General features: G+C 64.7%; 9 protein-coding genes. All 9 read right to left on the minus strand.

Annotated features, from left to right (window positions below):
- Positions 1-7: 7 nt before the first annotated feature.
- The 9 genes from U0004_RS00690 to U0004_RS00730 all read right to left on the minus strand — a co-directional run bounded on the left by U0004_RS00690 (position 8) and on the right by U0004_RS00730 (position 12,133).
- Positions 8-1,135 (minus strand): PAS domain-containing sensor histidine kinase, encoded by a 1,128-nt coding sequence (locus tag U0004_RS00690; RefSeq protein ID WP_327076249.1) that lies wholly within the window; start codon positions 1,133-1,135, stop codon positions 8-10.
- A gap of 49 nt (positions 1,136-1,184) precedes the next feature.
- The gene (locus U0004_RS00695; RefSeq protein ID WP_070257783.1) at positions 1,185-4,289 is read right to left on the minus strand and encodes a DEAD/DEAH box helicase; all 3,105 of its coding nucleotides are present in this window, start codon (positions 4,287-4,289) and stop codon (positions 1,185-1,187) included.
- Between the two features lie 208 nt (positions 4,290-4,497).
- A complete protein-coding gene (locus U0004_RS00700; protein ID WP_230523257.1) occupies positions 4,498-4,986 on the minus strand; it encodes a YbjN domain-containing protein in 489 nt (162 codons plus the stop codon).
- 29 nt (positions 4,987-5,015) lie between these two features.
- Positions 5,016-5,708, minus strand: a complete 693-nt coding sequence (locus U0004_RS00705) for a hypothetical protein (RefSeq protein WP_254676123.1) — start codon at positions 5,706-5,708, stop codon at positions 5,016-5,018.
- 9 nt (positions 5,709-5,717) lie between these two features.
- Positions 5,718-7,457: a putative porin gene (locus U0004_RS00710; protein ID WP_070257780.1), complete on the minus strand. Its 1,740-nt coding sequence runs from the start codon at positions 7,455-7,457 to the stop codon at positions 5,718-5,720.
- 37 nt (positions 7,458-7,494) lie between these two features.
- The gene (locus tag U0004_RS00715) at positions 7,495-8,211 is read right to left on the minus strand and encodes an energy transducer TonB family protein (RefSeq protein WP_225317135.1); all 717 of its coding nucleotides are present in this window, start codon (positions 8,209-8,211) and stop codon (positions 7,495-7,497) included.
- Between the two features lie 10 nt (positions 8,212-8,221).
- Complete coding sequence (locus U0004_RS00720; RefSeq protein ID WP_070260505.1) at positions 8,222-8,632, minus strand: ExbD/TolR family protein; 411 nt, start codon at positions 8,630-8,632, stop codon at positions 8,222-8,224.
- A 13-nt stretch (positions 8,633-8,645) separates the two neighbouring features.
- Positions 8,646-10,427, minus strand: a complete 1,782-nt coding sequence (locus U0004_RS00725) for a DUF2341 domain-containing protein (RefSeq protein ID WP_070260503.1) — start codon at positions 10,425-10,427, stop codon at positions 8,646-8,648.
- Positions 10,428-10,483: 56 nt separating this feature from the next.
- Positions 10,484-12,133 (minus strand): ShlB/FhaC/HecB family hemolysin secretion/activation protein, encoded by a 1,650-nt coding sequence (locus tag U0004_RS00730; protein ID WP_081345922.1) that lies wholly within the window; start codon positions 12,131-12,133, stop codon positions 10,484-10,486.
- Between the last annotated feature and the right edge of the window lie 80 nt (positions 12,134-12,213).

Raw genomic sequence — 12,213 nt, forward strand, 5'->3', positions numbered from 1 at the left:
TCCTTGTCTAGACAGGAAGCGGCAGCCAAATGCGGAAAAGTGCCCCGCCTTCGGGCAGATTATGCCCCTGCAAACTCCCGCCATGCACGTCCACCACGGCGCGCGCCATGTACAGGCCCAGCCCCGCACCCGGATGCGTGGCATAGGTTCCACGGCTTCCTTTTTCGAATAACTGCGCCAGTTCGTCTTCCCGCAAGCCGGGCCCCGCATCGCGCACGCACAGGGCCACGCCGCCCTCGGGCACCAGCTTGGCCGACACGGTGATGACGCTGCCAGGCGGGCTGAACTTGACGGCGTTGTCGAGCAGGATTTTCAGGCACAGGGCCATGCCGGGCACGTCGCAGCGCAGCCTGGCTGGCAAGTCCTCGTCCAGTTCCAGCTGCACGCGGTGGCTGGCCGGCACGGTGGCGGCCGCCTGCTGCAGCAGGGCAAGCGGCGCGATGCCGTCGGCGGCCCGCTCGCGGCCGATGGCCGCCATGCGTTCGGGTGACAAATAATCGTCAATCATGGACAACAAACGGTCGACGGCCGTCGGGATTTTCACGTAGCGCTTGCGCGTGGCGTCGTCGGCGTCTGGCGATGTCGAGACGAGGCGCTGGATGGCGCCGTCAATTGTGGCCAGCGGCGTGCGGAATTCGTGCGACAGCATCGAGGCAAAGCGCTTCTGCTCCTTTTCCCGCTCGGCTTCCTGCGCCTGGACGGCGCTGACGTCGCGCACCGTGCCCGCCAAGGTCACGCCCCGCCCTGCCGCCGCAGGCACGATGGTGGAATGGATTTCCAGGGCCAGCTGGTGGCCGTCGGCATGCGGCAATTCCACTTCGCGCAACAGGGTCAAACGGCTGGTATCGCCATCGCGCCAGCGCTGCAGCCGGGCCGGCACGTCCGCCGCCAGCTGCGCCGCGTGCGCGCGCAAGGCAGGCAAGTCGTGGCCCGTCAGGCGTTGCGCGGCGGGGCTGATATAGATCAATTCGAGTGTGGCGGCGTCGAGCAGGAAGGCCGTGTCGCGCCCGTGCTCGGCCAGCAGGCGGAACTGCGCTTCGCCTGCCCGCGCGCGCAGCAGGGCGCGGCGCAACTGGACGAAGCGCAGCGCCATGAGGATGACGCCGGCAAGCAGCAGAAGGAGAAAGGGCAGCATGCGTTATACCTGGCAAGAAAGAATCGCCAAGTATAAGCGTGCGGCAGCGTTAATCTTCCAACGGGGCGAAAATCTGCTGCAAGTCTTCCTGCGTGAGGGCCATCTTCTGCGATTCGCCTTCGGCCAGGATCGATTGCGCCAGTTCCGATTTCTTTTGCTGCAGCAGCTGGATTTTTTCTTCCAGCGTGCCCTTCGCGATCAGCTTGTAGACGAACACGGGCTTGTCCTGGCCGATGCGCCAGGCGCGGTCCGTGGCCTGGTTTTCCGCCGCCGGGTTCCACCACGGATCGTAGTGGATGACCGTGTCGGCCGCCGTCAGGTTCAGGCCGACGCCGCCCGCTTTCAGGCTGATCAGGAAGATCGGCACGGCGCCCTGCTGGAAAGCCGCCACTTGCGCGCCCCGGTCTTTCGTCTCGCCCGTCAGCAAGGCGTAGGGAATGTCGCGCGACTCGAGTTCTTCCTCGATCAATTCCAGCATGCTGGTAAATTGCGAGAACACAAGAATCTTGCGCCCTTCGTCAAGCAAGTCTTCCACCATCTGCATCAGGTCGAGCAGCTTGGCCGAACCGGCCGTCTGCTTCTTCGCCGGCAAGGATTTCACCAGGCGCGGATCGCAGCAGACCTGGCGCAGTTTCAGCAGCGCTTCGAGGATGACGATCTGGCTGCGCGCCACGCCCTTCTTGTCGATTTCTTCGCGCACCTTTTGATCCATCGCCAGACGCACGGTTTCATACAGGTCGCGTTGCGGCCCAGTCAATTCCACCTTGCGCACCATTTCCGTCTTCGGCGGGAGTTCTTTGGCCACATTGTCCTTCGTGCGGCGCAGCAGGAAAGGCTTGATGCGGCGGTTCAGGAGCATGCGGCGCAGCGGGTCGTCCTGGCGCTCGATCGGATGGCGGAATTGCGTATTGAAGGTCTTCTCGTCGCCCAGCAAGCCCGGCAGTAGGAAGTGGAATTGCGACCACAGCTCGCCCAGGTGATTTTCCAGCGGCGTGCCGGACAGGCACAGGCGATGGCGCGCGCGCAACAGGCCCGCGCTTTGCGCCGCCTTGCTGCGCGTATTCTTGATGTAGTGCGATTCGTCAAGGATGACCAGATGGAAATCGTGCTCGCGCAGGGTTTCCTCGTCGCGCGGCAACAGGGCGTAGGTGGTCAGCACCAGGTCGCATTGGTCGATCTGGTCGAATTGCTGGGCGCGGTCCTTGCCTTGCAGCAGCAGCACTTTCAGGCTGGGCGCAAATTTTGCTGCCTCGTCCTGCCAGTTGCCCATCAGACTCGTCGGTGCAATCACCAGGGCCGGATGCGTCAAACGGCCCGCTTCCTTTTCCACCAGGATATGCGCCAGGGTCTGCACAGTTTTACCTAAGCCCATGTCATCGGCCAGAATCCCCGCCAGGTCATGGTCGCGCAGGAATTGCATCCACGCCAGGCCATCGGCCTGGTAGTCGCGCAGGGTCGCCTGCAAGCCGGCTGGGGCCGCCACTTTTTGCACGGAACCGAACTGGCTCAGCTTGCGGCCCATGGCGCGCAGCTGCTCGCCGCCCGTCCATTGCATGTCCAGGCCCCGCGCCAGCTCTTCCAGGCGCGCCGCATCCAGCGTCGACATGCGCACGGCATGCTTGATCTTGTCGCTGAAATACAGTTCGCCCAGCGTGTTCAGGATGGGGCGCACCCTGCCCCACGGCAGGGCCACGCGCGTGCCGTCCTGCAAGGTCGCCAGCATCTGGTCATCGTCGGCATGCGCTTCGATGACTTTCGGGTTGAAATCGTTGGGCGCGTTGCGGATCAGCTGCACCAGCACGGGCAGCAGCGGCACGCGCTCGTGGTTGACGACGATGCCCAGTTCCAGCTCGAACCAGGCGTTGCCGCTGTCCGGATCCTGGTCGTCGATTTCCGCGTACCAGTCGCCCACGTCGCTCACGTCGTAGCGGTACTTGGCCGTTTTTTCCACGATCCAGCCCTGTTTGCGCAAGGCGTCGATGCCGGCCTCGGCAAAACGCAGCCATTCCGCCTGGGAAGGCAGTTGCAAGGCGCCCTTCAAGCCGCTCAAGGGGGCGGAGCCCGGCTTCTTGAATTGCAGCTCGGCCAACGTCGCCAGCGCGCGCGCTTCATCGACCGTATTTCTCTGGATAATTTCCGTCACGTCGCCCACTTGCCGCACCACGCGCTGCGACGGGTCGAACGCGACGCGCTCGCCATCGTAGTCGTAGGACAGCACGGCGAAGTCACTCCAGCGCTGCGCGCTGCCATCGGCCAGCATGGCGCTGTCGAGCAGCAAGACCGGCTGCGCCGGCACGTCCTTGCGCAAGCGCTGCGGTAACGGCTGCGGCAGCGGCATCAAATGCTGCAAGCCCTGCGCCAGCAGCAATTGCGACACGCGCACCTTGTCGTTCGCGTTCAATGGCGGCGCCTGCGCCACCAGCGCCTGCAAGTCGGCCAGGGAAATGTCGGAGCCGCCCTGGTTCAATTCCAGCACGCCGCACGACAGGTTGTCGATGTACCACGGCGGATCGGTGGGCAGCATGTAGTCGATCTGGTCGGCGCCGTGGTGTTTCGCGCCTTCCGGCGGGTCCACTTGCCAGCCCAGGCGCATGGTCTTGCCTTCGTCGCGCCAGAACAGGCGCGCGGGACGCACGGGACCTTCCTTCAACGGATACACGAGACCATTGCCGACGTCGGCCCAGGAATTGGCCCACAACAATTTATCCTGCTCGGCCAGCATTTTCAGCAGGGCCGCACCCACCTTGCCCTTCGGCTCCGTGGCGCTGCCCGTCTGCGAATTCTGCCCGCTGCGCATGGCCACGAAGAAACGCACGAGGTCTTCGTCGGCTGGCGTCAGGAACGTGGGCGGCGCCGACAGCAGGGAAAAGATTTCGCTGATGGGAGAAGCCGCCGCCACGTCCCCATTCGGCCGCAGCCGCGCCTTGTACAGGCACAGGGCCACGTGGCGGCCACCGCTGGTGGGCGCCAGCACGTAGATCAGCCGGTGCTGGTTGAGTTTGGGATCAGGCTCGGCAATGGTCAGCACGGCCTTCGGATGGGCGGCAGCCTCCACCCGCTGCAGCCAGGTGGCGACGGCATACGGTAAAGGCGCTCCCGGCGCACTGGCCGGGGCAACTGGGGTTTCACTGGTTTCGTCGCGGGTAAAATCCATGGGGCGCATTTTTGTGTAAAGGTCGTATCCAAATCGGCAACAGGCAATATTATCCGCCATACAGCCGTTGCTGGCTTGATTCACACACGCTCTTTGAGCAGTTTTAATGCGCGATGCCTAAAAAATAAGTATTTAATACGACACTTGGGACCCGCCGGCAGCAAAAAAGGCCCGTCACGGGCCTTTTTTTCCGCCGTTGGCCCGCTTGTCAGGCCGGCACAGTTTCTTCTTCTGCCACGTTGGCGGCTTCGACGAGCGGAGCGGTGCTCGTATCGGCCGGCGTAAAGTTGCGCAAAAACAAGAAGAACTGGCCCATCATCTGCGTCCACAGTTGCAGATTGATATTCAGGTACTCGCGGCTGACGCCACCGGCGACCAGTACATCCATTTCCAGCACGACGAAATCGCCATGCTGGGCTACGCGGGCAAAACGCTTGCTGCGGTGCCATTCGGCCAGCAAGCCGGCCGGCAAGTCGCCGCCCTGCACGCGCAGCGGGCAGCTCAGGGTCAGATCCGCATACTGGCCAGGCGATGCTTCATTGCCCCACAGCACCTGAAAGCCGATGCCATGGCTGGCGCTGTGCAGGCGCACGACGCCGTCGTGTTCGATGCTGGTGACGGCGCAGCCGGCCGCCTTGATGGCCTCGGCCGTTTGTTCCGCATTCAGGGTGGTCAGCAAGCTATTCGTGTTTTCCATCGTCATTCCATTCATTTCAAAAAGTAAAATTACTGGGGAGCCGGCGCGGGCGCGGCCGGCGTTGCTGCCGCTTCGGTTTGACGCGCATCAAAGCGCCCCTGGTACAGCTGATCACCGTACTGCTGGGCAATCTGTTCGAGTTTCACTCTGCTTTGCGCGGCGAACGGCTGGCGCGCCTTCATGACGTCCAGCACGTCGAGTCCTTCATACGCTTGGAGGATTTCCTGTCCGGCCGCATACAGCTGGGCATTCTTGCTTTCGCAGCGTGCCAGGGCGCCCCGCTGGGCCGCCACTTCGCCGTCGAGACGCGCACGCTCCGCTTCGATCTGCTTGCCCGTGGCGGCCAGCTGTTCGCTGGCCTGGCGGTACTGCGCCAGGCTGGCGCTTGCCTCTTGCGCGGCGGCGGCGCTGCGCTGTTGCTGCTCGCCCAGTTTTTCCCGCTGCGCGCGCTCCTGCGCCAGTTGCGACTGGCTGCGTGCCAGCTCCTTTTTCAAGCCATCGCTGGCGGGCGCGGCGGCAGCCGGCGCCGCCTTGGCGGCAGGCACGCCCTTGGCTTTGAGCAATTCCAGCTCGCCGCGCGTCTGATGCAATTGCGCCGTGACATTGCGCAACTCGGCCCGCAAGCGCTCTTCCATGCTCTGCCCCTTCTGCGCCTGGGCCGTGCCGGCGGCCAGCAAGCTCAGCAGCAGTAAAGGCAGGCGCATTTTGTTGGATATCAACATCATGGCTCCTTAAAAACGCGCGTTCAATTCGATTTGCAGGGTGTCGATCGACAGTGCCGAACCGAACACTTCGCGGCTCGACGTCCAGCGGCCGTTCAGCCAGGTATTCTTGTCGAGCGCATACGCGCCGCCCAGGTAGTAGCCGCGCGCATTCGTGCCGCCCAGGTGGAAGGTGGAATCGTTGTAGGCGTCAGGCAAGGCATCCGGTTCGATGCGCTTGTAGCCGAGCAACACGTTCCAATCGCCGCGCGCCGCAGGGCTGGCCTTGCCCAAGGTCGCCTGCAGCATGTAGGCATTGCCGCCGCTCCGGAAATCGGCTTGCGAGACGCCGCCCGTGCCGCCGAAGTTGTTCATGATGCCGCCCTTGGCGCGCGCCCACATGGCGTTCTTGTCGTAAGCCATGTTGCGCACATAATCGCCTTCGATGCGCAAGTCCGTGCCGCCGGCAACCTTGCTATCCCAGCGCGCATTCAGATTGGCCAGGCGGAATTTCGAGGCCAGGCCCACGAATTGCGGCTGCGGCGTATTCGCCGGGTCCAGCGGGTTCAGAGCGATATTGCGCAGCAGCATCAAGCTATTGCCTTTTTGCATGCTCGATGGACGCGACCAGTCCGTGCTGCAGCCATCGGCGCCCGCGTACAGGGCGCACGGCTGCGAATACTCGCCGCTGATATTGCGGAAGTTGTAGTAAGCCAGTGCGCCGCGCAACTGATGGTCGCTATTGATCTTCCACGAAGCGCCCACTTGCGCGCCCAGCAGCCACTTGTTTTCGCTGGACATCTTGGCCTGGCTGCGGCTAGGAGCATTGTCGGATGAATACTCGAGCGGAATCAGGCCCAGGGTACCAAACACGGTGACGTCCTTGCTGTCGCCGAGGGGTTGCTGCACCTTGGCGGCGATGCCGTCGAAATTGAGTTCGCTGGAAAACAGTTCATCGCCGGAAACGAACGGGTTATCGAAACGGCCCGCCGTCAGTTTCAGCCAGGAAGCGGGCTGGTAAGACAGCCAGGCCTGGTCCAGCCAGATGTTCTTCTTGCCCAGGCCGCCACCGAGGGTTTGCGTGGTGGACACGGGGCTGTCGTCATTGCCGCTGGCCAGGCGGATGCCCGCTTGCGTGCTGTCGGAAATGTCGGCCAGGATGCCCAGGCGCGCGCGGGCGCGCAGCAAGTGCTTGCGGTCTTCGCGCGTGTTCAGCAGCGCCGGCAGGGCCAGGTTGGTATTCGAATTGACGTCGTAGCCGCTGCCGCTGTTGAGCGAACGCCAGTCGATCTCGATATTGCTGTTGGCCATGTCGTAATAGCGCGATTCGTAGCGCGCGCGCACATCGCCTTCCAGGCGGATGCGCTTGGTCCAGGCCGGCGTTTCATTCGGCGCGGCCCAGCCGCCTGCTTTTGCCTCGGCCATGACCTGGCCCTTGATCTCGTCGCGGATCTGCTCGCGCACGGTTTGCGAAATATACGGCACGCGCACGTCGCCCGCCTGTACCTGCGCCAGGGCCGCCGGCGCGGCGGCCGGGCGGGCTTGCGCCGCGGCCAGCGCTTCACTCTGCGCCTGCGCCAGCAGTGCTTCGCCGGCATCCTTATTCAGGGCGCCGCTCTGGATCAGACCGCGGATCAGTTTGACCATGGTGCTGTCGGCCGGTGCCGCGGACTGGGCTTGTGCTGCGCCTGCCGCCACGCTCAGGGCCAGGGCAGCCAGCGCCAGCGGAAGGCGGCGCAGGCGCTGCGAGGGAGAAAATAAGGAATTCATTGTTTCTTTCGAAAAAAATTAATATGAATTGGGGACGCTATGGCCGGCGGCCTTTGATGGATACGCGGGCCGGGAAACGCAGGGATGCCGGTGGCCGCTCATCGGCGCGGAAGTCGCGCACCATGGCCAGCACTTGCTCATCCGTCTGCGCATTGCCCGTGCCTTGCACCAGCTGCACCTTCGTCGTCTTGCCTTCCGTATCGAGCCACAGGTCGACGCGGATGTCGGCAAACGCCAGCTGGCGCGTGCGCGGGTCGCGGGCAAAGGCCAGCTGCAGCGCGTTGGCCACATAGCGGCCATACGATCCCGCACCGAGGCCGCCGCCACCGCCGCCGCCCGTCATGCCGCCGCCGCGCCCGGCCTGGATGCCGAAGGCATCGCTGCCGGCCTGCGCCGCGCCGTCGATGGTGACGGGGTCGCCCTTGTCCGGCGACGGGCTTTCCGGCGCGTCATCCATGGGCTTGTCGGCCGGCGTCGGTTCCGGCTCCGACACTTCCGGCACCACCTTGTCCGGCGTCGGTTCCGGCAGTTTTTCCGGTTCCGGTGGCGGTGGCGGCGGAGGAGGCAGCATCAGCATCGGCGGCGCCGCCACTTCGCGCTTGGTGGCTGCCGTGTCCGACAGCAAATACCAGACCAGCGCGGCCAGCGCGCCAGCCAGCAGCACGCCGCCGGCCACGCCGCCCCAGCGGCGCCACCACTGCGCCGCGCCCGACGATTCCGAGGCGGCCATCTTCATCATGTCGTCACGCTTCACCTTGCGCTCCTCATGCCGGCTTGCCGGTCACCAGGCCCACCTGGTTCAGGTCGATGCGGCGCAACAAGTCCAGCACTTCGACCACTTTCGCGTATTGCACGGCGGCATCGCCGCGCACGATTACGGGGAAGTCGGGCGTCAGGGCCTTTTCCGTGCGCAGGCGCTCTTCCAGCTCGGGCAAGGTGACGGGATAGGCGTCGAGGAAGACCTGGCCCGCGTTGTCGATGGTGATGGCCTTGGTCTTCGGTTTTTCCAGCGCCACGGCCGAACTGGCCTTGGGCAGGTCGACCTTGATGCCGGGAATGCTGGCGTTGCTGGTCAAGATGAAGATCACCAGCACCACCAGCAGCACGTCGACGAAGGGCGTGATGTTGATGCCGCCGCTACGCTTGCGGGGGGTAAACTTGGCGGAGGTGGCCATGGTTATGCGCCCCTCACGCCTGTTGCAGCACGGGACGCATCTGGCGTCCGTCGCCCTGCTCTTCAGCCAGGCGCGTGGCGAACTCATCGACGAAGACGGCCATGTCGGCAACGATGGCGTCCGAACGCGAGGACAGCCAGTTGTAGCCGAACAGGGCGGGAATCGCCACGCCCAGGCCGGCCGCCGTACACAGCAGCGCTGCCGCCATGCCCGGCGCCACCGAGTTGATGTCCACGGCGCCGGCCATGGCCGCCACGACGAACACCAGCATGATGCCGATCACGGTGCCGAACAGGCCGACATATGGCGCGCCTTCGATGGTGGTCGAGAGCCAGATCATGCGTTTCGACATGCGTTCGCTTTCGCGCACCATCACGCCATCCATGGCGGCGCGGATGGCGCCGATGGTCGCGTTCGAGACCGCGTTCAAGTCGTAGCCGCGGTCATGGCGGCGGCGCATTTCGTCGATGGCCACGTCATACAGGCGCCACAGCGAGGAATCCGTCTTCACGGAAGCGCTCAGCTTGCCGTTGCGCGCCAGGTGGTCGAGCGGCGCGCCGGCTGCTTCGTGGAACGACTGCATGAATTGCGCATTGGCGCGCGAGATGGCGCCATAGCTGCGGCCCTTGCCGATCATGATGATCCACGACAAGACCATCATCAGGCCCAGCACGCCGACGACGATCCACGCGTCGAGCGGCATGGCGGCGATGATGAAGCCGAAATGGCTTTTGCCCGCCTGCTGTTCATCGGCGCCAAACACGGCCAGGCGCGATTCGGAACCTTGCGAGACGGCGTCGGCCAGCAGCAGGGCATCGGGACGGGCCGTGCGCGACAGGCGCAGCTCGTCGATGGCGCCCGTGAAGTTGTTCAGGGTGGAGGTACCGGAGGCGACCGGCGGCGCATCGGCGCCCACCGAGGCGGCCGTCGTGAAGGCTGGCAGCGCGGTGGCCAGCGACACGGCCGGACGGCCGCCCACGTACAGGGCCACGTTGGCTTTATCGGCTTTCACGGCCAGGTGCGACCATTGCGCGGCCTGGATCGGTTGGCCTGGCTTGCTGCGCTGGCCATTCACCTGCACGAAAGGCACGCCCTGGTCGACGCCGATCAGCAATTCATTGGCGCCGTCGCGGCGCGCATACAGCACTTGCTGCGGGCCCAGGTTATCGGGACGTACCCAGGCGGAAAAGGTGAAGGGCGCGCCGGCGGCCAGCGCCAGCGAAGGCGAGGCAGGCAGCATCAGCGGTGCCGTACCCAGGCGGGCGCCGGCGCCGATGACGGAACCGTCCAGCGCCGGCACGGCCGTCTGGGCATGGTTGCCGTAGGCGGTGCTGTCGCGCGAAGGCACGCCAGGCTCGGTGAAGTGGTACACCAGGCTGTAGTCGGGGTCGAAAGTACGCTGGCCATTGCCGGAAGCGGGCGCCTTCGGATTGCCGTAGTACATCCACAGCTGCTGCGGCGTGCCCGCCGTCAGGGCCGGCACGTCGACCCAGATCAGGGCGATGCCCAGCAGCGGGTTGAACTGTTCGATCTGGTGGTTCAGCACCGTCTTGTCGTCGCCTGCCACGAAGCGCAGGTCGGCGCCGTTGTCGCTGACGCCTTCGAAGTTGAAGTTACCGGAATGCAAGCGCAGCAGCACGGGAATGCGGCCGGGATCGCCGCCCACGGCGCCCGCCTTCGGGCCGGCGTCGACGGTGACGGGTTTGCGGTAAGCCCAGTCGGGCTGCCACCAGGCATGCGCCAGGCCGGGAACGAGCGTGCCCAGGATCGTGAGCAGAAAAAGAAAACGTTGCATGACAGTGATTCTCCGAAGAAAAGTCTAAAAAAGTGCAGTGCTGGTGAGCTGGCCCGTCAGTAGCTGGCCGACAGGTTGAAATTGATGCGGCGCACGTGTTTGTGCGTGCGCGGGCCATCGCGCAGCGGGTAAGCGAAATCGATGCGGCCATTCAGGTAGCGCAGGAACTGGAAGCTGCTGCCCACGCCCACGGAGGCCAGGCCGAACAGGTCTTTCTGCTCGATCATCGGATCGCGCAGGCGCAGGCGCGCGCCATCGGCAAAGGCAAACAGGCGCCAGTTTTCCAGGCGGCTGAAATACGTCAGCTGGGGCGTGCGCCATTCGACGGTGCCGGAAATGCCGTAGTCGCCCGTCGCTTCGGCCGACAGGTAGCCGCGCACGGAATTGGCGCCGCCGGCGGCCATCTGCTCGCCCGACACGAGCGCCGCGTCGGCCAACTGGCCCGACATGCGCCCGTGCAGCTGCGCGCCGCTGCCCAAGGTGTAGGTGGCGTTGGCGTCGCCCTTCAGGACGAGGAAGCTGGGCGAAGCCTTGTAGCGCTTGTTGTCGTAGGCGGCGCTGTTGCTGCCATAGCCGAACGCGGCGCGCGTGCCGGCCACCAGCGACAGGCCCAGGCCATACGTCGCCGCATCCGTCTGCGCAAAGCCGTTATACGACACGCTCAGGGGCACGTACTTGAGCGGAATATTGCTGCCCGTACCATTGAGTTTCAAGGCTTCCTGGTTATCCTTGAAATCGATGCCGGCAGAAAAACTGTGCCACCAGATGCCGCTGTTGGGCACCGTGTAATTGACTTTCATGCCCAGCGCGTGGCCCTTGCCCAGCACGCTGGTGCCGCCCGTGCTGGCCACATTGCTGTTCGACTGGTAGCCGGTCGCTTCCACGCTCCAACCCTGCGTGCCGATCGGCGCCACGTACGAGGCGGACCACACCTTGGTCTGGTTCAGGTCGCCCGGCGTACCGAAAAAGCTGATGGTCGCGCTATGCCCGAGCTGCCACAGGTTGTCGTGGCCGACCGACATGCTGCTGCGCAGCTTCTTCGTGTCGGCGCTGTAGTCGTTGTTCAGGCCGATGCTGGCGCGCCACGGGCTGCTGTCGTCCACTTTCAAGTCCACGTCCATGGTGCCGGACAGGCTGCCTTGCTTGACCAGCGGCATCACCTGGCGCTTGGGACCGCGGTTCAGGGCCGTCAGTTCCACTTGCGCCTGCGTAAAGTCCGGCACCTTGCCTTCCGTCAGGGCAGGCACTTGCTGGCGCACGTCGAGCGGCGAGTTGTATTGCGCACCGACGACGCGCAAGCGTCCCACCTTCGTTTCGCTCACCTGCAGCACCACCACGCCCTGCTCCACCTGCTGCTCCGGCAAGTCCACGTAGACGGACTGGTAGCCGCGCGCTTGATAGGCAGCAACGAGGGCGTCGCGCGCCCCTTCCACGTCCTTCAGGGTGCGGCCCGGCCCCAGAAAGGGCGTCACCGCCTCTTCGATGGCACGCGCATCGAGCACGGTATTGCCGCGCACCAGATATTCCTCGATCGTCACCTGCCGTTCCGGTGCGGCCACAGGAGCGGCCACAGGAGCGGCCGCCGGGACCGCGTCCTGCGCGCGCGCCATGCCGGGCAGCGCCAGCATGGCCAGGCACAGCATCGTCAAGGCGGTCGCAGGCGCCGCTGGCGGCACGTCCCTGCCCTTGGTTGTCATTTCACGCATCTTCCATTCACCTTAAAATCAAACGGTTGCCCTGTGTTGCGGCGCTGGGCCGGCGTATTTTTGTTGCTAATGCTGATCTA

Source organism: Janthinobacterium lividum (assembly GCF_034424625.1).
Lineage (GTDB): Bacteria > Pseudomonadota > Gammaproteobacteria > Burkholderiales > Burkholderiaceae_D > Janthinobacterium > Janthinobacterium lividum.